This is a genomic window from Shewanella sp. (assembly GCF_041630135.1).
Taxonomy (GTDB): domain Bacteria; phylum Pseudomonadota; class Gammaproteobacteria; order Enterobacterales; family Shewanellaceae; genus Shewanella.
The window spans coordinates 1-21,677 of the sequence record NZ_JBFKLW010000017.1 but is presented as its reverse complement, the minus strand read 5'-3'; the positions used below and the strand labels follow the sequence as shown (position 1 = coordinate 21,677).

The 21,677-nt window shown below is 50.8% G+C and carries 14 protein-coding genes and 1 pseudogene; 10 read left to right on the top strand and 5 right to left on the bottom strand.

Going from position 1 to position 21,677, the window contains the following annotated elements:
• Positions 1-79 precede the first annotated feature (79 nt).
• A complete protein-coding gene (locus ABYK60_RS06605) occupies positions 80-1,366 on the top strand; it encodes an acetyl-CoA hydrolase/transferase family protein (protein WP_372871162.1) in 1,287 nt (428 codons plus the stop codon).
• A gap of 65 nt (positions 1,367-1,431) precedes the next feature.
• Here ABYK60_RS06605 and ABYK60_RS06600 read toward each other — a convergent pair whose 3' ends face one another.
• Positions 1,432-3,042: an AMP-binding protein gene (locus ABYK60_RS06600; RefSeq protein WP_372871161.1), complete on the bottom strand. Its 1,611-nt coding sequence runs from the start codon at positions 3,040-3,042 to the stop codon at positions 1,432-1,434.
• A 372-nt stretch (positions 3,043-3,414) separates the two neighbouring features.
• On the opposite strand from ABYK60_RS06600, the gene ABYK60_RS06595 reads away from it, so the two are divergent.
• Together ABYK60_RS06595 and ABYK60_RS06590 are read left to right on the top strand one after the other, a co-directional pair.
• Entirely contained in the window at positions 3,415-6,003 is a 2,589-nt protein-coding gene (locus tag ABYK60_RS06595) for a TonB-dependent receptor plug domain-containing protein (RefSeq protein ID WP_372871203.1), read from the top strand.
• Positions 6,004-6,561: 558 nt separating this feature from the next.
• Positions 6,562-8,271, top strand: a complete 1,710-nt coding sequence (locus ABYK60_RS06590; protein ID WP_372871160.1) for a hypothetical protein — start codon at positions 6,562-6,564, stop codon at positions 8,269-8,271.
• A gap of 194 nt (positions 8,272-8,465) precedes the next feature.
• Here the strand turns inward: ABYK60_RS06590 and ABYK60_RS06585 are convergent, their stop codons facing one another.
• Together ABYK60_RS06585 and ABYK60_RS06580 are read right to left on the bottom strand one after the other, a co-directional pair.
• A complete protein-coding gene (locus ABYK60_RS06585) occupies positions 8,466-10,067 on the bottom strand; it encodes a hypothetical protein (RefSeq protein WP_372871159.1) in 1,602 nt (533 codons plus the stop codon).
• A gap of 9 nt (positions 10,068-10,076) precedes the next feature.
• Positions 10,077-10,961 (bottom strand): phospholipase A, encoded by an 885-nt coding sequence (locus ABYK60_RS06580; protein ID WP_372871158.1) that lies wholly within the window; start codon positions 10,959-10,961, stop codon positions 10,077-10,079.
• A 413-nt stretch (positions 10,962-11,374) separates the two neighbouring features.
• Here ABYK60_RS06580 and cobA point away from each other — a divergent pair, with 413 nt between their 5' ends.
• The 7 genes from cobA (at position 11,375) to ABYK60_RS06545 (ending at position 19,334) form a co-directional block, all read left to right on the top strand.
• Positions 11,375-12,184, top strand: a complete 810-nt coding sequence (gene cobA, locus ABYK60_RS06575) for a uroporphyrinogen-III C-methyltransferase (RefSeq protein ID WP_372871157.1) — start codon at positions 11,375-11,377, stop codon at positions 12,182-12,184.
• A gap of 43 nt (positions 12,185-12,227) precedes the next feature.
• Positions 12,228-13,136, top strand: a complete 909-nt coding sequence (gene cysD, locus ABYK60_RS06570; RefSeq protein ID WP_372871156.1) for a sulfate adenylyltransferase subunit CysD — start codon at positions 12,228-12,230, stop codon at positions 13,134-13,136.
• A complete protein-coding gene (gene cysN / locus ABYK60_RS06565; protein ID WP_372871154.1) occupies positions 13,136-14,545 on the top strand; it encodes a sulfate adenylyltransferase subunit CysN in 1,410 nt (469 codons plus the stop codon). The genes cysD and cysN overlap by 1 nt, the downstream gene beginning before the upstream one ends.
• A 64-nt stretch (positions 14,546-14,609) precedes the next feature.
• Positions 14,610-16,361 (top strand): SLC13 family permease, encoded by a 1,752-nt coding sequence (locus ABYK60_RS06560; protein WP_372871153.1) that lies wholly within the window; start codon positions 14,610-14,612, stop codon positions 16,359-16,361.
• Positions 16,362-16,377: 16 nt separating this feature from the next.
• The gene (cysC, locus tag ABYK60_RS06555; RefSeq protein ID WP_372871152.1) at positions 16,378-16,974 is read left to right on the top strand and encodes an adenylyl-sulfate kinase; all 597 of its coding nucleotides are present in this window, start codon (positions 16,378-16,380) and stop codon (positions 16,972-16,974) included.
• Between the two features lie 600 nt (positions 16,975-17,574).
• Positions 17,575-18,612 (top strand): hypothetical protein, encoded by a 1,038-nt coding sequence (locus ABYK60_RS06550; RefSeq protein WP_372871151.1) that lies wholly within the window; start codon positions 17,575-17,577, stop codon positions 18,610-18,612.
• Positions 18,613-18,749: 137 nt separating this feature from the next.
• Entirely contained in the window at positions 18,750-19,334 is a 585-nt protein-coding gene (locus ABYK60_RS06545) for a hypothetical protein (RefSeq protein WP_372871149.1), read from the top strand.
• Positions 19,335-19,737: 403 nt separating this feature from the next.
• Here the strand turns inward: ABYK60_RS06545 and ABYK60_RS06540 are convergent.
• A pseudogene (locus tag ABYK60_RS06540) lies at positions 19,738-19,843 on the bottom strand (catalase); the annotation flags it as partial.
• Positions 19,844-19,967: 124 nt separating this feature from the next.
• The coding region (locus tag ABYK60_RS06535) for a TonB-dependent receptor plug domain-containing protein (RefSeq protein ID WP_372871148.1) at positions 19,968-21,677 on the bottom strand (1,710 nt) is incomplete at its 5' end.

The following is a 21,677-nucleotide window of genomic DNA, read 5'->3' as shown; positions in this document are numbered from 1 at the left end:
GCCAAAACATGATCTGAGTCGGGATGGGCGTCCTTATTAGCTGCTATAACAGCTATGTCTGAATCATCAAGGAAGCCCGATGGTACCCAAGTACTGTGACACCGCCCTTGAGGCGGTATCGTTAATCGATAATGACGAATTTATCTGGACCCACTCCATGGGAGCGACGCCAAGGCTGTTGCTCGAAGCCCTCGCAAAGCATGCGCTGACCCGTACTAATCTCACTCTATTACAACTACATACAGAGCATGCCGAGTGCCTTAGCGGCCCCGAGCTTGAAGGTCATCTGCGTCATCGCTGTTATTTTGGTGGCAGACCCACCAGAGCGCTGCTGGCTGAATCCCGTGCCGATTATGTGCCGGTGTTTTTGTCTGAAGTGCCCAAGCTGTTTCGTCGCCGCGAGCAGCGTATTGATACCGCCATAGTGCAGGTATCGCCGCCGGACAAGCACGGTATGTGCTCACTGGGGATTTCGGTGGAAGCAACCCGGGCTGCCTGCGAGGTGGCAGGAAAAATTATCGCTCATATCAATCCCAGAATGCCTCGCACCCACGGTGACAGTTTTATTCCGTTAAGTCGTTTTGATGCGATTTTTGAAGCGCCGATGGAGTTGCCGGAGCATGCGCTGGCCACTACCGATGGTGTGAGTCAGGCGATTGGCCGCAATGTGGCGGCGCTGGTGCGCGACGGTGATTGTTTACAAATGGGCATTGGCGGCATTCCCGATGCGGTGCTGGGCTGCCTTGGTAATCACCAGCATCTTGGGGTGCATACCGAGCTGTTTTCGGACGGTATATTAAGTCTGGTGGAGCGTGGTGTGGTGGATAACAGCCGCAAACGTTTTGCCACCGGCAAGCTGGTGACTGGCTTTGCCTTGGGGAGTCGCCGACTGTATGACTTTGTGGATGATAACCCTCAGGTGGCATTTCTCGATATTGAGCAGGTGAACGACACTGCCATTATCCGTCGTAATCCGCAGGTGATGGCGATTAATTCGGCGCTGCAGGTTGATATCACCGGCCAGGTGTGTGCCGACTCCATTGGCACCCGTATTTACTCGGGTGTGGGTGGACAGATGGACTTTATCCGCGGCGCCGGGTTGTCTGAAGGTGGCCGCTCAGTGATTGCCATGCCAAGCACTGCTTCCGGTGGTAAGTTATCGCGCATCAGCACTGTGCTGTCGCCCGGGGCTGGCGTGGTCACCACCCGTGCCCATGTGCACTATATAGTGACTGAATACGGGGTTGCCTATATGCGTGGTAAGTCTATTCGTGAGCGGGCTCGCTCGCTGATTGATATTGCCCATCCCGATTTTCGCGAGGCACTTTGCCGTGAGACACACGAAATGTGGGGCCTGATGGTGTAATTGCCGCATCTGCAAAAACACCTCGCCAGGCGAGGTGTTTTGTTTTCTGAGCCTGAGTGGGCTGGTTAGTCCCTGAGTGCCCGGCGCAGAATTTTACCTACAGTGCTTTTGGGCAGAGCGTCGACAAAATCGATGATTTTTGGCCGCTTATAGGGGGCAAGGTTTGCCTCGCAGTGAGCCTGAATCGCCGTGTTTGCTTCTTCCCGACGGGTGTCGGGCTTCAGTACGATTACCGCCTTTACCGCTTCGCCGCTGCGCTCATCGGGCACACCAATCACGGCGCATTCCAGCACCATGGCATGGCTTGCAAGTACGTTTTCCACTTCATTGGGATACACGTTAAAGCCGGAAACCAGCACCATATCTTTTTTTCTGTCTACTATTCTGTAGCAACCATCAGTTTCGGCTATGGCAATATCGCCGGTTTTGAAAAAGCCATCTTTGGTGAAAACCCGCTCGGTTTCTGCGGCTTGTTGCCAATAACCCGCCATCACCTGAGGGCCACGCACCGCCAGCTCTCCTGCTTCGCCCAGAGGCAGTTCGATATCGTTTTCACCGAGGATCCGCACTTCGGTTGCTGCTACGGGTTTGCCTATGGTACCCAGACGCTCATGTCCGGGCTGATTGAGAGTGACCACCGGGGAGGTTTCCGACAGACCATAGCCTTCGCTGATGGTGCAGCCTGTGGTTTGCTGCCAAAGAGTTGAGGCAGCTTCAGTCAGTGCGGTGCCGCCTGAGATCGTGACTTTGAGCTTGCTGAAGTCCAGTGCCTTGAACTCGCTCTGATGGCACAGGGCAACAAACAGGGTGTTGAGTCCGGCAAAGCCGGTAAAGCGAAACTGCGACAGGGTCTTAATCAGCGCCGGAATATCCCTTGGATTAGGAATGAGCACAGAGCAGCCACCACGCTCAAGGTAAAGTACCAGATTCACCAAAAACGCATAGATATGGTAGATGGGCAACGGTGCCACAAAGATATCTTCGCCGGGGGTTATCACATCCTGCAGCCGGTCACGGCATTGCAGCGCATTGGCTATCAGATTGCCGTGGCTCAGCATGGCTCCTTTGGAAAGCCCTGTGGTGCCGCCTGTGTACTGCAGTGCCGCCAGAGTACTGTGATTGGCCGGCATGGGATTAAAGGTGTTGTCCGGCCCTAAATGTTCGGCGCCAAGGGACAGGGCTTTTAAAAACTCTATATTTTTAAGCCCGGTTTTGGGCTGGATTTGCGGTGCAAGCAAATCCAGTGCGTGGGTGGATATCACTTTTTCAATGGGGGTCTCGGCCACCACTTTTGCCAGCGTAGGCAGCAGATCTGACAGTACCACCAACACCTTGGCGCCTGAGTCTTTGAACTGATGAATGAGCTCCCGCTCGGTATACAAGGGGTTGGTATTTACCAGCACCATGCCGGCCTTAAGTGTGCCATAAGCGGCAATGACAAACTGAGTGAGATTGGGAAGCTGAATGGCGACTCTGTCACCGGGTGTCAACTGGCAATGGTGTGTCAGAAAGGAAGCAAACTGGTCTGAAAGCAGATTGATCTCAGCAAAACTGTGGCGTTTCCCAAGGCAGGCAAAGGCGGGCTTATCCCCAAATCGCTCACATGCCTTGCCAAATAGCTCAGTCAGTGAGCTGTATTCAGCCATGTCCGGCCTTTGTGCCATGCTTGTGGTCATGAGTTTGCTCCTATCAGGATTGTTATTTTTTGTTATCAGGGTGTCAGCTTAGAGGGTTGCACCTCGGCTGGTCAATTACCAATCCCAGTCTGTTGTAACTTGTAATTAAACATCTCCTATATCAATTGCTTGTTGCTGGATTTTTGAATGTGCCGGCTGTTTTTTGTGTAAAAAATTTCACCCACCAAGTTGTTAATGCTGAAAAGGTTGCGCAAATGTGAATATAAAGATGATAAAAGGTTATGGTAAATAAAACCAAAGTGTTATAGATATGGGGTGGGAAACCTGTAGCGTTTACCTGTGTAGTCCCAACCGAAACCCGGTTTCGGTGGCGGGGAAAAGAAAGATAATAATCAATTGAGAGCAAAGATGATGACTTCACAAGACAAGAAAAAGTTCGGCCTGAGCTCATTGAGCCTGGCGATTACACTGGCTATGTCCGGAGTTTCAGCCGCTGCGATGGCGGAAGAGGCTCAGCAGGAAGAGCAAGCAAGTGAGAATATTGAAAAAATCGCCGTCGTAGGCTCGCGCGCAGCTCCTCGTTCGGTTGGTGAATCTCCTGTGCCTGTAGATATTATCGGTAATGAGGAATTTACTAAAAACGGCACCACAGATATGAATGATCTGCTTGGCAAGGTGGTGCCTTCTTATAACGTAAACACCCAGCCAATTTCTGATGCCGCCACCCTGGTTCGTCCGGCTAACATGCGTGGTCTGGCTCCTGATCACACCCTTATTCTGGTGAATGGCAAGCGCCGTCACCGTGCTGCGGTAATCTCCTTCCTGGGCGGTGGTGTATCCAACGGTGCTCAGGGACCGGATATTTCCGTAATCCCATCGGTTGCTCTCAAGCAGGTTGAAGTGCTGCGTGATGGCGCTGCGGCTCAGTATGGTTCAGATGCCATTGCCGGCGTAATCAACTTCCAGCTGAAAGACAATGCCGAAGGCGGCACCATCGAAGCCCGTTATGGCGAATTCTATGAAGGCGACGGCGCAAGCCCGATGATTGCCGCTAACGTAGGCATGCCGCTGACGGATAATGGTTTCTTTAATATCAGTGCCGAATATAAGACCGCTGATGCAACCAGTCGCAGTGTACAGCGTGATGATGCAGCAGGCCTGATTGCCTCAGGTAATACTGAAGTGGCCAATCCAGCGCAAATCTGGGGTGCACCTGAAACCAAAGATGACTTTAAGTTCTTCTTTAATGCTGGCCTTGATCTGAATGCTGACCAGACTGCCTATATGTTTGGTAACTGGGCCCGCCGTGATGTAGAAGGCGGCTTCTACTTCCGTAACCCCAACACCCGTGGTGGTGTATATGCAATGGCTATCACGGATGAAAATGACGATCCGGTCCAGGATGCACTTGGACGCGACCGCTATGATCGCCTCGTTGGTGATTTGACTGCCGACGGCAGCGGAAATTGCCCGGTAGCCGGTACTGCCTCTGGCTTAAATATTTATGATGATGCCGGGTTGCAGGCTGTGATGAATAATCCGAACTGTTTCGTGTTTAACGAAATGTTCCCCGGTGGCTTTACCCCTCGCTTCGGTGGTGTGATTGAAGACACTTCCCTGAGTGCTGGCGTTAAGGGCACCATGTCCAACAATCTGAATTATGACTTTGGTGTCAGTTACGGTAAGAGTGACGCCGATTTCTACATCAAGAATACTGTTAATGCCTCTATGGGCCCGGATACACCTACTGAATTCAGCCCTGGTCGTTACGTGCAGATTGAGCGAGGCGCCTCACTGGACTTCAGCTATTTTGAAGTGGATGAATGGAGCTTTGCTGCCGGTCTGGAATTCCGCCGCGAAACCTTTGAAATCTACAATGGCGATCCAGCCTCATTTGAGCTTGGCCCTCTGTATACCCAGGGCTTTGGTATTGGCTCAAACGGTTTCCCGGGTTTCAAGCCGCAGGATTCAGGTTCATGGAGTCGTAACAACTACGCGGCTTACTTTGATGCTGAGCACGACCTGACCGATACTTGGCTGGTAACAGGTGCTTTGCGTTATGAGTATTATGATGATTTCGGCTCTACCACCAACTGGAAGCTGAGCTCGATCCTGAACGTGACAGATGACTTCTCGCTGCGCGCCGCTGCCAGCACAGGTTTCCGTGCACCAACTGTTGGTCAGAGCAATGTGCGTAACGTGACCACAGCCTTCTCTGGTGGTCAGCTTGAAGATCAGGCTACTTTGCCACCAACCAATCCAATTTCTGTACAGAAAGGCGCTACGCCACTGGATCCAGAAACTTCGGTTAACCTGTCCTTCGGTGCTGTGCTTACTGTGGGTGAGTTCTTCCTGACGGCAGATTACTTCCACATTAGCCTCGAAGACCGTATCACTCAGAGTTCTAACCAGGAATTGACCCAGGCCGATAAGGACGCACTGATTGCTCAGGGCGTGCTGGATGCCAACAGCTTCAGTTCAGTGCTGTACTTCACCAACGACTTCGATACCACTACCCAGGGTGTTGATCTGGTGGCAAGCTATGCACCGGATTGGTTAGATGGCGCCAACTTTGCTCTGGCCTACAACTGGACTGAAACCACAGTAGACAGCTACAACCCTGATAACATCAGTGAAGCCCGCGTGAAGGTGCTTGAAGAAGCTCTGCCACATCACAAGGGCACCCTCACCTGGACCCAGGAAATCAGCGCTAATCTGCGTTCCATGGTTCGTATGAACTACTACGGTGAGTTCTACGAGGATCACCTGGATTCTGAGGGTGAATTGCCTATCTACAATGGTTCTACCGTAACCTTTGATGCTGAAATCGGTTATGACTTCAACGATAACTGGAGCATCTCAGTGGGCGCCCAGAACCTGTTTGATACCTATCCGGATGACAACCCATGGGCGGGTATCGCGGGTGCAGCATACCCTGTGACCTCACCATATGGTTTCAACGGTGGTTACTACTATGGTCGTCTGAACTACAACTTCTGATAGTTAACCGACCTTTAAGGGCTGCTGAAGCAGCCCTTTTTTATGCCCTTCATTTCATGATTACCTAATGTGAGTAAAGTTTCCTACAGCTGTACATTATTTAAGTGCTTGTATTTCGGTTGGTATATGTGTGTTTTAAAATTCTTTTACAACTTTTGTACATTTTTGCCCACAGGTTTATTCACAAAATTCAGAATTGGACTATAGTTGGTAGTTCCCGTAGATGGTTTTAGCGGCTTGGCTGGTTGGGTGCATGCCCGCGGATCTTTGGTGACTTTCTCTGGTTGCCATCCGTTTTACCGGCAATAAGTTCGAAACCAGGCCTTTGTGGCCGACGCTCGTTGATTGACTTGCTGGCGCTTGCCAATCATCTCTTTTCCCCGGATAGCCCCCTCCTCCTCTTGGGCTATCCGGGGGCTTACCTTCATCGCCTTTTCCGGTTTGCTGTGATACTTTTATGCGGTCGCTCAGTCGCCTGCTTTGGGGTTTTCCTGGCCGGTTTTTGGCAATTCGCCTTGAGAGCGGAGCTTTCAAATCAATCAAGAACGGAGTCTTTCCATGAAAAAACTTGTGCTAGCCGTGGCTGTTCTCGCCGCCGGTGCGGGGGGCTATTGGTATAGCCAGCAGCAGGGTGAAGGGGCCTATTCCAATGCCGCCCTGGATTATATTCCCACTGACACGCCCCTGTTTTCGGCGCAGCTTAAACCCTTTCCATTAAAAGATTATTTAACAGCAACCGCTGCCAATAGCGTGCTGCTTTCGCCACCTGCTGAGATAGATCAGGTGATGGCCGATATGGACGAGCCTGCAGCGCGTTTTGGTCTCTACTTATACAAAGCTTACCTTGAGGGGCTAAAGGCTCCTGATGTGTTGCTCAAGCGCTTCGGGCTGGCCGATGAAATGCGTGCCTATACCTATACTCTGGGTGCATTGCCGGTTATCCGTTGGGAGGCCGGTAATCCGGCGGCGTTCTGGAGCCTGATTGACGAGGCTGAAAAAGACAGCGGCTTGCAACACACTAAAATGTCAGTGGCCGGGCAGGAATATCGAGCCTATCGTGTAACTGATGCCAGTGATGAAGATTTTGTGGATTTTGTACTGGCGCAGCGCGACGGCCTTATCACAGCCACCTTCTCATCCAGTTTGCTGGAGCCACAATTGCTGGAGCAGGCTCTGGGCATTACCAAGGTTGCCAATCCCATCTCTGAAAGCACAATTTTGAGCGATATCATTAAAACCCATGGTTTTATGGACGATTCCATCAGCTACATCAACCATCAGGAATTGGTGCGGGCGCTCGTTTCAGGTGACAACCAACTGGGTAATCAGCTGGCAGCCATTTTTGCCAAAGTTGGTGACGACCCACTGGCCGAGATCCGTACGCCTTTATGTCAGAGTGAGTTGAACGGCATCGCCGCCAACTGGCCCCGCACTGTTGCGGGGCTGACTTCGATGAAGGTGGACAGTAAACAGGCCAGCATGGACATGAAGTTTGTGGTGGAAAGCAAAAACACCGTGGTGTTGAACGCGCTGGAAAAGATGCGAGGCTTCCTGCCGGCATTCGTGCAAAAGCCCGGTGATGCAGCCCTGACAATGGGGCTGGGTCTGGATGTGGGGGAGTTGGCTCCCTCACTGACCAAGATCTGGAATGACATGCTTTCACCCCGGTTCCAATGCGAGCCGTTGGCACAGTGGCAGGCTGAACTTGAACAGGCTAACCCGGCCATGTTAGGCATGGCGACCGGCATGGCCGATGGCGTTAAGGGTATTGGGTTGTCTGTGTTGGATTTTGAGTTGGATCTGGTGGATGAAGAGCCGCAACTGAAGAAACTGGACAGCTTGTTGAGTCTGTCGGCGGACGATCCTGCCTTCTTGCTGGAGATGGTCAAGCCTTTCGCCCCTATGCTGGCTGGTATGGATTTGAAGTCAGGTGAAGATGTGGACCTGTCGGGTTTTATGCCGCCTGAGTTGGGTGTTTCAGCAAAGCTTGGCCTGCGTGGCCAGCATCTGGTGCTCTTTACCGGAGAGCGTAGTCAGAAGCTTGCCGATAGCCTTAAGGGCGAGAGCCTGAGTGCCAATGGCATTTACAGCATGTCTGTGGACTATAGCCGCTTTATGGGGCCATTAATGGCTATGCTGGAAGCCACTGGTGAACCCATACCGCCTGAACTGCAAGGGCTGGAAAACTACAAAATGAACATGAATATGACCATGGATGTAGTGCCTGAAGGTGTGGTAATTCATTCCGGTGTCGTTACCAGACCCTGAGCAGGGGATATGCCAAAAAACGCCGCAATAGCGGCGTTTTTTATTGGCAGATTTACCATGAACCGATAAAGCCTCAGGCTGCAGGTCAGGCAGTCGTTTGAGGGGCTTACTTCGGATTGCAAAGCATCTTCAGCTTTGTTTCTTTACGGTCTGTCAGCCTGTTGCCTGTCTGCGGGGTAAATCAGTCTGCCGGGTTAATCAGTCTGCTGACTGCTGACGCTCGTTTGGGATTTTGAGCTTAGCGCGGGTGATGCCGCTGAGGTTGATTCTGAAACTGCGTCTGAGGCATGTGGCGTCATTTCTGTATTTGCAGACGTCTCTTCGGTATTGCTACTGGTGCCTGAATCGTATTGGGTCTCTGTGGCTTCAGCGCCATTTGGGCTTATATCTGTGGGAGGCGTTGGCAGTTCGGTCAATTCTCCTATCAGCGCCAACAGGCCGGGGGCATCAAAATTTTCCTGCCCTGCTACCCAGATATCCGGGCTTGAGCCTACGCCAGAAATCAGGCTTCCATCCTTGGCATAGGCCAGTGAGCTGGAAAAGAAAAACGATTGTCTGAGATTTGGCAGCCGGAACTGATGCAATTTACCCAAATCACCGAGGGTGTCTTCACCTATTATGATGGCTCTGGGCCAGGCTTTGGCACTGTGAATTATCCACTCGCATTCCTGGCGGCAACCTGGGCCTGCCAATAGTGCCAACTGGCCTTTGACCTTGTCACCCTGCGACTGACTGCGGGCAAACCATTGGCCAAAACGTATGTGAGCTTCGTCCTCAACTAAGTTCGGGCCATTGCCGACGGCACGATAGGCTGTGGTTCCCAGATAGTCATTGCGCTTGGTGGCAGATACACGGTAGCGGGCAAACCCCAGCAAATCTGTTTCTGTATCACCATAGGCGGCAAGCAGAGTCAGCAATGCAGGGCTTTGCCCCCTTGCACGGCGTAAATCCACAACTAAAAGCCGGGACTGCATTGCCTGCTGCAGTGCCTGTCGATTGCCGCGGTTATGTTCAAGTTCATCTAAATCTCCCACAGTCACCATCATGCTGTGCTGAGCTATGGGTGAAATGCGGAAACCGGGAGGGGGAGTAAACTCGGGCGCCGGTGGCAGCAGGGCATGCACTTGCCTGATACTCTGCCCATCCTGGTTGAAGAGTGTCAGCCTCACATCTGTGGATGCTTTTATTCCCAACTCTGTGCGCAGTAAGCCAACCCGTTCAAGCCAACGGCTTTGCTCGCTTAAGCTGTAGCGGCTGGCGCCGGGTAGAAAAGACTGTGCTGCTTCCTGCCAGCGGGCTATCGGGATGTCATCGATATGGCTGACAAAAGGAAAGTCCGGGTTGAATGGCTGAAGATCTGCATTCAGTGCCAGCCAGGCGTTTTCCATGGCTCTCAGGATGAACGGCAGACGCAGGCCAAATTCAGCCTCCTCACTGGTTGATATACCCGGATCTTGCAGCAGGTTTAAAATCTTCAGTACTTCGGCACCAAACACCCTGGCAGGGATTTGATCGGGATAACGAGCTGCCAGCGCCTTAATTTGGCTGTCAATCCGTTCAAGCTTCGACTGATGGTCAAGCGATAAAAATGCCGAGTGGCTTTCTATTTCGCGGCGCAGCACAAACAGATCCTGGCGCATTTCCCGGGCGGTCAGCAGCTCTGCCCGTGGCGGCTCAGGCCACAGGAACAGGCTCAGACGCATGGCGCTGAGGGTAATAATAATGACCAGAATCGCCAGCACCGCCTCAAAAGTAGGCAGGCCAGCGTCCTGTTGGGGGGCCGAACCAGTATTCATTTGGACCTGTTACAGAAGGTCGTTAATGGAGAAGCCAATACCTATGCGTTGGGTATGAGCGTTGTAATCGATAAGGCTCTCACCGTATCCATTGAAGTATTGGGTATAAACCCGCAAATTTCCTATGATGGGATAGCTCCAGGTGAACTCAAAGGCGCCGCGATTGGTGCTTTGCAGGTTGTTCCTCAGCAGCATAGTGAAGCGGTGTTTGTCGAGGCCATACACCGCCTGCAGTTCGAAGTTGCCCATGTAATCTTCGATGTCCGGATTATCATCGCCGCGGGGATCGGTTTCATATTCCTTTTCATCTTCAGGTAATCGCCACCACAGCTTGGCACCTATGGCCAAAGGGCCGCGATCAAACACCATGGTACCGTAAAGACGATTCCAGCTGCGGGATAAGTCCCCACTCTTGCCATTTGACTGGTGTACGGCGCCAAAGCCCCAGAAAGAGTTGGTCAGGCCAAAGACTTCCCAATCGTTGTTAAACAACATAAACAGCTCAGGTTCGTGATTGGTTTCTCTGAACGGAGAGGAGATGTCCTTGTTATATACCTGCCAATAGGATTGGTTGGTATAGGCAAAAAACAGATGGCCGTTATCACCAAACACTTTATACCAAAGTGGAAATTTAAAGCTTATCTGAAACTTGGCTTCCATTTCGTCCAGGGTAAACGGATGCTCTGCAGCCTCTTCGGCAAAGGGAGTCATATTGGGTGAGCTGTTATAGGTCAACGGCAGTATGTAATTCACTTTGTGGGGGGTGATTACAAAGGGTTGCTCAGAGGTGGCAAGCTCTTCCTTTACCCGTTCATCGACCAGGCTCTCTTCTCCGGCGAGGGCCAGGGATGAGCAGAACAAAAGGGGAAACAGTATTTTGCTGGCGTTTTTCATCATCTTTCCGTGAATAGTTTGGATAGAGCGAACAGGTTCTCAATACCTGAGCATGAGGGCTGATTCGTAACTTACCGGTACCTTTTTTTTGTGCAGATTACCTGCGTGGCCGGGCTTTTACCAGAAAAGACAGGACACCAGCGGGACCTGAGCCCGTTTTTGCAATGCAATATAGAACATTTCGCCATAACTTAGTTGTGCTTTTCACGGTTGGGTTGTGGCGAGATAGCTGATAAAGCACTGTATTTTATATGTTTGTTTGGAATTTGTTCATAATGTGGAACCAAAGAAGGCCAGATGGCTATTACTCTCAGCCATATATTACATTTGGTTATAAAAACTAATTATTTACTATTTTTTAAGGAATATAAGGGCAGCTATATTTGCTTCCAGTTAAGAGATTGGGGGTGTGTATGGATGTGGTAACGCTGCAGGGTCAGGGACCCATAGGCAAAGTGTGGTTGGTTGGGGCCGGTCCCGGTGACGTGGAACTGTTAACCCTTAAGGCCGCCCGCGTGCTTGCCAGCGCAGATGCTGTGTTATACGACGCTCTGGTGAGTGATGACATTCTTGCGCTTATTCCCAAACATGCCGAAAAAATTGCCGTGGGCAAGCGGGCTGGTGCCCACAGTGCCCGTCAGGAAGAAATCAACCAACTGCTGGTGACCAAGGCCTATACCCGTAAAAACGTGGTGCGTTTAAAAGGCGGCGACCCCTTTATCTTCGGCCGTGGCGGCGAAGAGCTGCAAACTCTGGTGGAAGCCGGAGTACAGTTTGAAGTGGTGCCCGGTATCACTGCTGCCAGCGGTACTTCTGCCTATGCGGGCATCCCGCTCACTCACAGGGATTTTGCCCAGGGCGTGACCTTTATTACCGGCCATTGCCAGCTCGAAAGCCGCCCCATGGACTGGCAGGGCTACGCTAATCCGGCCAACACCCTGGTGGTGTACATGGGCATTCTCAACGCCGGGCTCATCCAGCGTGAGCTGATTAAATATGGCCGCAGTGAAGATACGCCGGTGGCCATTGTTTCCCGCGCCACTACGGCTCATCAGCAGCGCATTATTGGCACCCTGGGCGAGCTTGAATCCCTTGCCAAGGATGAACGGGTGGTGATGCCGGCACTGATGATTGTGGGTGAAGTGGTGAGTCTGGCAGGCAGCCTTAACTGGTTTGAGCCGGCCGCCGTGGCCAGCCCCTTTGCGCAACAGATTACGAATTGAAGCTGCTTTGGCAGCCAACCCCTTAAATACCCGGAGAAACAAGATGTCAGGGCCTGTATTAAGTCACCTTGAGCAACTGGAAGCGGAAAGCATCCAGATCTTCCGTGAAGTCGCGGCGGAATTCGACAACCCCGTGATGCTGTACTCCATCGGCAAGGATTCGTCAGTGCTGTTGCATCTGGCGCGTAAGGCCTTCTATCCAGGAAAAATTCCGTTCCCGCTGCTGCACGTGGATACCGACTGGAAATTCCGCGAAATGATCAAATTCCGCGACGAGGCAGCAGTGAAATACGGTTTTGATCTGCTGGTACACAAGAACCCTGAAGGCCTTGCTATGGGCATGAATCCCTTCACCTTTGGTTCGTCCAAGCACACTGATGTGATGAAAACCGAGGGCCTGAAGCAGGCACTGAATAAGTACGGTTTCGACGCAGCCTTCGGCGGCGCACGTCGCGATGAAGAAAAGTCCCGCGCCAAGGAGCGTGTGTATTCCTTCCGCGACAGCAAGCACCGCTGGGATCCGAAAAACCAGCGCCCCGAGCTGTGGCACACCTACAACGGCCAGGTGAACAAGGGCGAGAGCATCCGCGTGTTCCCGCTGTCCAACTGGACCGAACTGGATATCTGGCAATACATCTATCAGGAAAACATCGACATAGTGCCGCTGTACTTTGCCGATTACCGCCCTGTGGTAGAGCGTAACGGCACCCTGATCATGGTGGATGATGAGCGCATGCCTTTGAACGAAGGTGAAGTGCCCGAGCAAAAGCTGGTGCGTTTTCGCACCCTCGGCTGCTACCCGCTCACCGGCGCTATTGAATCCAGCGCCACCAGTCTCACCGGCATTATTGAAGAGATGCTGCTGTCCCGCTCCAGCGAGCGTCAGGGCAGGGTGATTGACCACGATTCATCGGGTTCCATGGAAAAGAAAAAGCGCGAGGGGTATTTCTGATGTCTATTGCACAGCAAGTTAAAGATCTGGGTATCGAGCAATACCTTGAAAGACAACAGCATAAGTCGCTGCTCAAGTTCCTTACCTGTGGCTCTGTGGACGATGGTAAATCGACCCTGATTGGTCGTCTGCTGCACGACAGCGCCCAGATTTATGAAGATCAGCTGGCTGCCCTGTCGAAAGACTCCAAGGTGCACGGCACCACAGGTGAAGCCATAGATCTGGCGCTCTTGGTAGACGGCCTGCAGGCCGAGCGCGAGCAGGGCATCACCATCGATGTGGCCTACCGTTATTTCTCCACCGAGAAGCGTAAGTTCATTATCGCCGACACCCCGGGCCACGAGCAGTACACCCGCAACATGGCCACAGGTGCCTCCAACTGTGACCTCGCCATCATTCTGGTGGATGCCCGCTATGGCGTGCAAACCCAGACCCGCCGTCACAGCTTTATCTGCTCGCTGCTTGGCATCAAGCAGTTCGTGGTGGCGGTGAACAAGATGGATCTGCTGGGTTTCGATGAGGCGCGTTTTGAAGAGATCAAACGTGAGTACCTCGCCTTTGCCGAGCAGCTTAAGGTGCCCGACATCAAGTTTGTGCCCCTGTCGGCCCTTAAGGGTGACAACGTGGTCAGTCGCTCCGAGCAAAGCCCCTGGTACAGCGGCGAAACCTTGCTGTCGATTCTCGAAAACGCTCCGGTTACCGGCGCCAACCGCGAGTTTGAGGCTCGCCTTCCGGTGCAATACGTAAGCCGTCCGAACCTGGATTTCCGTGGCTTTGCCGGCACCATTGCCAGCGGCAGCTTCAGGGTTGGCGATGCGGTAAAGGCGCTGCCTTCAGGCAAGGCTTCAACCGTGAAAAGCATAGTCACCTTCGATGGTGAACTGGATGAGGCCTATGCAGGTCAGGCAGTAACCCTGACGCTGCAGGATGAAATCGATATCAGCCGTGGCGATGTGATAGTGCCTGCAAACAGCGACGTAACAGTCTCCAACCGTTTGCTTGCCAAGGTGGTGTGGATGCACGAGCAGCCACTGACGCCGGGTAAGCAGTACAACATAAAGCTTGCCACCAAGAAGGTGCCCGGCACTGTGCGCCACATCATTCACAGCATAGATGTGAATACGCTGGCCGAAGACAAGGCCACCGAGCTGCCGCTCAATGGCATTGCGCTGGTAGAGCTGGAGCTGGATGAAGCCGTGGTGTTTGACCCTTATCAGGACAACCGCGACACAGGTGGTTTTATCTTTATCGACCGCCTCAGCAATATCACTGTGGGTGCAGGTTTGGTGGAGAGTGCGCTGGAAGCAGAGCTCAAAGCCACTGATTTCAGTGAGTTTGAACTTGAGCTTAATGCGCTTATTCGCAAGCACTTTCCACACTGGCAAGCGCTGGATATCAGTAAGAAGTAACTGCTGAGCCAAAAAATATACCCGCGGGCCCTCGGGCCCGTTTTCCGGAAATAAGGACAAGGCTATGACGCTGGAGCAATATTGGATAATAGGCATGGTACTGACACTGGTCGGTACCCTTGTCTGTACCCGCCTGCCAGCGTCCTGGGTGTTTGCGGCGGTTGCACTCTTGTCTTATGTGTCCAACTCGCTGAGTTTGAATGAGCTATCGGCATCTTTCACCGATTCCTCGCTGCTGACACTGGTGCTGTTGCTGCTGGCCTCGGTGGCGCTGGAAAAGACCCGCCTTATCAGTTGGGTTGGAGTGCAGCTGAGCCGGGGCGGCCTGCGCACCGTGCTCACCAAACTGTGGTTTTCCACCTCGGTGCTGTCCTCCTTCACCGCCAATACGGCTGTGGTGGCAAGCCTGATTGGTGCCATCAAGCGCAACCAGCGTTATGCCCCCTCCAAGCTGATGTTACCCATGGCCTTTGCCGCCACCTTCGGCGGCACCTTAACCCTGATTGGCACCTCCACTAATCTGGTGGTCAATAGCTTTTTGGATCGCGCCGGGCTGCCGCTTTTGCAGTTTTTTACCACCACAGGGGTGGCGTTGGGAGTTGTGATTTCAGGGATGCTGGTGTTGTGGCTGATTGCCGACAAACTGCCGATTACCGAAAAGGCTGAGGACGAGCAGGATCTGCCCTACTTCCTCGAAGCGCGCATTGCCGCAGGCTCGATTCTGATTGGCAAAACCGTGAGCGACGCGGGTCTGCGTCATCTGCGTAAGCTGTACCTGGCTGAAATCCAGCGTGTTATGGATGGTGAAAAGACCACTATTATTCCGGTCACCCCCGAAGAAGTACTTAAGCAAGGGGATGTGCTGCTGTTTGCCGGTGACATGGAATCGGTTGCCGTGTTGCAGGAAATCGCCGGCTTAACCCTCTATGGTCATCACACCATGAATGGTCAGAGTCTGGCCGAAGCCATTATCAGTCACTCATCCAGTCTCAACGGCGTGAGCCTGAAAGACGCCCGGTTCCGTGAGCGTTTCGATGCCGTGGTGGTGGCAGTGCGCCGTGGCCACGAGCGTCTGCGTGGCGGCCTGGGTACCATAGAACTGCAGGCCGGTGACGCGCTGCTGCTGGTACCCGGTAAGCAGTTTGGCGACCCGTCTCAGCGGCTCGATAAAGAGTTTTTGCTGGTTAACGGCGTGGACTCGGCCACCCGCTTGTCCCCAGGCCGCAGCGCCTGGGTATTGGCAAGCTTTGCTGCGGTAATAGGTCTTGCCATGTTCAATCTGCTGCCACTGCTTAAAGGGCTGACCCTGTTTGTGGCAGGCTTGCTGCTGACACAGGTGGTCACCCTGTCTGAGCTTAAGCGTCGTTTCCCTATCGATATAGTATTAATTGTGGGCGGAGCACTGGCGCTGTCGCAGGCCATGGGGAACAGCGGCATTTCCAAACTGTTGGCCGACGAGCTGACTGCAGGCTTCAGTGGCGTGCATTACTTCTTTGTACTGGCCGGGATTTACCTGCTGACCCTCTTCTTAACCGAGCTGATGTCTAACAATGCCGCCGCCGCGCTCGTGTGCCCTATTGCCATCAGTTTGTCACAGGGGCTTGGCATCGACCCCATGCCCTTTATCATGGCGGTGCTTTTTGGTGCCAGCGCCAGCTTTATCAGCCCCTGGGGTTATCAGACCAACCTCTTGGTATTTACCGTGGGCAACTATCGACTGAAACAATATGTGGGGGTGGGGATCCCGATGGCCATTGCCTACACAGGTGCCGTGCTGGCGCTTATCCCCCTGCTGTTCCCGTTTAAGAGCCTGTAACGGCCAAGGAAAGACTATGAGCAATATCGTCTGGCATCAACACGCCATCACTCACAGCGAGCGCGCCGAACAAAAGGGCCATCGCGGTGCCATCCTCTGGTTTACCGGCCTTTCGGGCGCAGGGAAAAGCACCCTGGCAGGCGCTCTGGAAGCCGAGCTGTATCGCCGCGGCCTGCACTCTTATCTTTTGGATGGCGACAATGTGCGCCACGGTCTGTGTAAAGACCTGGGCTTCAGCCTCGAAGACAGACGGGAGAACATCCGCCGCGTGGGCGAGGTGGCCAAGCTGATGCTGGACGCCGGGCTTTTAGTCCTTTCCGCCTTTGTTTCGCCCCAGCGCGCTGAGCGCGACCTGGTGCGTTCATTGGTGGGCGAGGGCGAGTTTATTGAGGTGCACGTAGCTACGCCGCTCAATGTGTGTGAATCCCGCGATCCCAAGGGCCTTTACCGGAAGGCCAGGGCGGGTGAGATTAAAGATTTTACCGGTATTTCCTCGCCTTATGAGGCGCCTGTGAGTGCAGAATTGGTGATTGATACCAGTGAGGGCGACCTGAATTCGCAGGTGGCGAAGCTGGTGGATTATTTGATTAGTGGTGGGTACATTCAGGCGTAATTTGGGCGTAAATTAGATTCCGCATTGGGTGTCTGCAGGTTAATTCCCCGTGATTGGCTGACATCGCAAACTTGATTTAAACCATTGCAGGTTTGCCGTTTTTAAAGCGACTAAAGTCGTGGGGCTTCGCCCCACACCCGACCAAGAGGGGATCTACAGCAATCCCCTCTTGGATCTCCCGTGCCGCCCCAGACGGTGCCGAAAGCCCTTCGGGTTTATGGGACTGGTCTTGCTGCTGGCTCGGACTCACATCCCTGTTCGACCGAACCAGCCTCGACGAAGCATATCCTTATGCTTCACTCCCAGCTCGGCTATCCTGCCTCGCGCTCGTAAGCTCATCGCTTCGCGATACTCGCCCTGTCTCGGCTACGCGCCCACTCCCAACACCCTCTGCGGCACCGATGGGGACTTGCCCGGTGCTCGCTGCGAGCAAAGTGTTGTGCCTGTCTTATCTTTTTCCTACAGACGACGGCAAAAAGCTGTGTTAGCTTTCTCAACATGCAATATGTAGAGCCAAGTTCGCAAGATAGCTCTATCGTGTATGATCGCATTATTAAAATGTTAGGCTTTTAAGGCAATTTTCTTAGCTTGAGATGCAAAATGAAGAAAGTATTTATCGATACAGAATTATCAGCTAGGTATGGGCCTTGTTATGCAATTAATGCTGCAATCATAAATAAAGATTGGCTCTCGCACATAATTTACTTTGATGTTGTGATTATTTTAATGGCAGAGATGAATACTCTTCCAACAAGTTTGGTTAAAATAGAAGAGTACCCAATAAGTGAAATAATAGATCTAAAAGTTACGGAACTCTCGGTAGCAGATCCTCTAGAGACTAAATTACGTTCTATATTATACTGTATTGAAAATGATATACTCTTTTCTGCTAAAGAGTCCGATAGTAATTCTGGAAGAGAGTTGCTTATTAACAAAGCTGGAGAGTATATTTATGAATCTATAAACTTTCTTAAAAAATCGTTTCTAACCATTGATGTTATAAAGTTTGTTTTGTTTGAACATGTGAATGTCGAAGGTGATTTGTCGGAATTTTTAGTTAAAATTATTACCGATTACAAAAGTTCAGAACATATTTCAAATTTAAGAAATGGTATTGATAAGATAGTTATGAGTAATGACGGAAACTATTACTTAACAGCAGAGATTAAAAATAATATTCAGCTAAAGCTGTCTGAAGGCTTATTCAAGATATTAGATTTGTTAGATTTTGACGAAATAACAAGTTTCAAAATGAAATCTTTACTTTCTGATGGAGCATCTATAGTCGGTGGATTTCTTTCCCCCTTTCTTCCATTAAGCACGATTCAAGAGATATATACTTATTTTAAAATTAATAATAAGGCTTCCAGTGATTCTGATATATTATTTGTATTGTCTGTAATGTATCTTAAAAAAGCTATGCATGAGAAAAGTAACAATGCTACTAAGAAACAATGTCAGTTATGTAAATTAACTTCCGTAGAAATTGATAATATTGGTGATAGTGATGTCCATGATTTTATTTTTAAATCAACGGCAAACCTATGTTATAAGCATCTTCGTCTTTACTTAGACTTAAGAAAATTTCATGGATTAATGGGTAAGGCTCTACTTAGACATTTAATTGCATCAAAATAAAGGAATGACAAGGATAGTCAAAGAATGGCACTCACAGTTCAAATGAGCCTTTGTGATTGCGGTTGCTGCGTTTGAGTTCATCGGTTTACGTTGTCTGCCCATTAAGCTGGCGTCAGGCTCACTTTTAAGGTTGATATATGGATTCAAAATTTGTAAGTAAGTTAGTGTCTGAGTTTTTTGAAATTGATGGAATAAAAGAAAAGATACTCGCAATAGAAGAGTTGTGTGAATCATCTGGAAAGAAAGCTCACGATTACGAAAAATGGCTGCAGATTGAATTCGCCATATTCCTACACAAACGTGACAATAATGACATTCACGATTGGGGTAGAGAGAAGAAATATAGTTTAGATGGTCGTAGAAAAATAAGAATAAAGCAAAAGGAATCAACAACGGTAGATTTTTGGTTTAAAAGAAAAAATCAAAAAAAATCTGGTGAAATATTAGTTGAATTTAAAAGGGCTAGAAGTATAAATGGTTGCGTAAAAAAGATGATCAAGGATGGAGCTTTATTGCGGAAAATAAAAAAATCGCAATCTGAAGTTAGAAGCTTCTGGATGATAGGTTTTCACCCTTCTGAAAATGAAAGTCATAACGTATTTGAGAAGGCTTTTAATCAGGAAGCTAAGTTAAATGAGTGGGTGAGATATAAAGACATTAAAACAGAGACTATTGGTGGAACCAATCTAAGTTATTCAATATTTACATTAGATGAAGCCTAACCAGCCAAAGCACTCGGACAGTGGACGTGGACTTCTTCAGTTTTAGTGGACACCGAAACACCTTTGCTGATGGTTGCACCAATCCCGCTCGAAGCGGCCGTGGGGCATTGGCGATCGTTGCGTGGCCGAGGCAAGGATGCCGAGGCCGCGTCAGTCGAATTAGTAAAGAGTGGGGAAGTAAAGAGTGGGGACACCCACAACACTTTTGAGAGTCGCTGCGGGGAGGTTGGGCTGAGGTATTGGGTTGGTCTGTGCCGTGCTGCCGTGGCTGGGGTGGTACACGATTAAAAGGAGTGAAGAGTGAGGACACCCACAACACTTTTGTTGGTGAGGATTAATCAGGATAGGCAAAAGGCATGACATTGCGTCTATGTGCCTGTCCTGACGTTAAGTTGTTCGTAATCTAGCGGCGGCGGATGAAGGACTCGATGTAGGCCAGAGTGCGGGCATTTAGTATGGGGTCGGCAGAAGGGGTTATGCCCTTTTGGCAGCAGTAAGGGATAAAAAAGAGTTATGCCTGTCCTATTTTTCGTACTCGCACCTGCGACCACTGCACTGCCTAATTATGCTGGTTCGTTAATCATGAGCCCTTCACCATGCCTGCTGAACCATGTCGCAGGTCACCGGCCAAGGCTAAAAGTGCCAGCTATACCTCAGACTCAGCTCTCGCCCACGGGTTGGCAGTTCATTAACGGCCTGTCCATCGATACTGCCAATCTGTTGGATCATCGGCACCTGATAGTTTTTATCTAGCAGGTTAGCTATCTTCAACTGCCAGCGGTGGCTGTTTGACGGCTGGTAAGTTATCAAGGCGTGCAGCAATGACAAGGATTCCGGGTTTGAGGTGATGTCAATTTGGCTGCGATAGAACCACTGTAATTGGGGTTGCCAATCACTATTTATCTGCCAGTCGAGTATGGTCATCAAATAGGTATCCGGGCTTAACTCCTCTGACGGGGTTAAGCTGGCTTGTGCTTTAACATCAGATTTGTTTTCAAACAGATGTGTGCCATGTCCCCGTAACCTGATCGACTCCGACAGCTTCCAGCGCCATTCCAGTTCAATGCCGGTCGCTGAGCTTTCGGCAATGTTGGCCAGACTGACGGTGTCACCGGAATCAAAGCCTATCAAGTCAGAGATATCGTTATAAAACAACGTGGAAGACATAGAAAATGTGTTGCCGGTATAGTTGTACACCAACTCATAGGACTTGATGACAGAAGGCCGAAGGGTCTGGTTACCCTGGGTCAGGCCGCTTTCTTCATCGTATAAATCGCCGAGGGAAGGCACACGATAAGCCTCGCCGTAGATGGCTTTAAACACATGCTGCGCTGAGGCTTGATACACCAGGGTCAGGCGTGGGTTCAATTTACTGTCGATATCGTTGTAATCATCCCAGCGTAAGCCCATGGTGAGGGTGATATTATCTGTCAACGGGGTCTCAGTTTGTACATAAGCACTGCTGATATAACGGGTTTTATCAAGCACAATTCGTTGTGAATTGTCACTGAAAACCGTGACCTCTCCAAGCCACTCCAGATCACCGAACAGGTTGTAATTACTTTTGATATACCCATCCGGCAGTTGACTCTCGATCCACTCGAGCCCATACGACAGTAACCAGCTTTCATTGAGTCTGTAAGCCCCATCGAGTGCCAGTTGTATTGACTGGTAACTGAAATGCTCTCCGAATAAAAAATCCGCCTCGACGAAGTCTTCATTGTCCTTTGGGGCCAACATTGCCAAGGACTGGCGTTTGCCCTTTTGTAATTGCGCCGAGAGGGTTAAGTGCTCTTCATCCTGTTGCCACCATTGATAGCTGGCTTGATGGATCCAGTTTTCAAGTTGAGCTTGGTTATGTTCATCGCTGACACGACGAAACAGATAATAATCTTCAAATGCATAGCGTTGGAGAAAACTATGCCAGGTGAAGTCGGCGTATTGCAGGCTAAATTCGAGTTGCTGGCTATCTCGGGGATCCTGAGTCGTGGTTTGTAACCCCAACCTGTCAAAAATATCATCATACTTCTGACCATCATCTTGATATAAGGCACCGGCCAGACCCAACTTCCATTCGCCAATTTGGGTATTCACCGAAAAATCCGTGGCCATCATGCCATGGCTGCCCGCAGAAAGGCTGAGGTAATCTTCTGTGCCGGTAATAATGTTGACCACACCGTTAAAGGCATTGGCACCATAAAGTGCCGAGCCGGTTCCCCGAATGATTTCGACCCGCTTTACATTTTTCAAATTGAAATTACGGATCAGGTAGTTAATGCCGCCTGTGTAATCTTCATTGATGCGTCTGCCATTCAGTAAAAACAGCACAGTATTGGCATATTT

Excerpts from the sequence above, each read along its gene's own strand:
- ABYK60_RS06605 (WP_372871162.1), top strand. The coding sequence starts at position 80 with ATGGTACCCAAGTACTGTGACACCGCCCTTGAGGCGGTATCGTTAATC.
- ABYK60_RS06600 (WP_372871161.1), bottom strand. The coding sequence starts at position 3,042 with ATGACCACAAGCATGGCACAAAGGCCGGACATGGCTGAATACAGCTCA.
- ABYK60_RS06595 (WP_372871203.1), top strand. The coding sequence starts at position 3,415 with ATGACTTCACAAGACAAGAAAAAGTTCGGCCTGAGCTCATTGAGCCTG.
- ABYK60_RS06590 (WP_372871160.1), top strand. The coding sequence starts at position 6,562 with ATGAAAAAACTTGTGCTAGCCGTGGCTGTTCTCGCCGCCGGTGCGGGG.
- ABYK60_RS06585 (WP_372871159.1), bottom strand. The coding sequence starts at position 10,067 with ATGAATACTGGTTCGGCCCCCCAACAGGACGCTGGCCTGCCTACTTTT.
- ABYK60_RS06580 (WP_372871158.1), bottom strand. The coding sequence starts at position 10,961 with ATGAAAAACGCCAGCAAAATACTGTTTCCCCTTTTGTTCTGCTCATCC.
- cobA (WP_372871157.1), top strand. The coding sequence starts at position 11,375 with ATGGATGTGGTAACGCTGCAGGGTCAGGGACCCATAGGCAAAGTGTGG.
- cysD (WP_372871156.1), top strand. The coding sequence starts at position 12,228 with ATGTCAGGGCCTGTATTAAGTCACCTTGAGCAACTGGAAGCGGAAAGC.
- cysN (WP_372871154.1), top strand. The coding sequence starts at position 13,136 with ATGTCTATTGCACAGCAAGTTAAAGATCTGGGTATCGAGCAATACCTT.
- ABYK60_RS06560 (WP_372871153.1), top strand. The coding sequence starts at position 14,610 with ATGACGCTGGAGCAATATTGGATAATAGGCATGGTACTGACACTGGTC.
- cysC (WP_372871152.1), top strand. The coding sequence starts at position 16,378 with ATGAGCAATATCGTCTGGCATCAACACGCCATCACTCACAGCGAGCGC.
- ABYK60_RS06550 (WP_372871151.1), top strand. The coding sequence starts at position 17,575 with ATGAAGAAAGTATTTATCGATACAGAATTATCAGCTAGGTATGGGCCT.
- ABYK60_RS06545 (WP_372871149.1), top strand. The coding sequence starts at position 18,750 with ATGGATTCAAAATTTGTAAGTAAGTTAGTGTCTGAGTTTTTTGAAATT.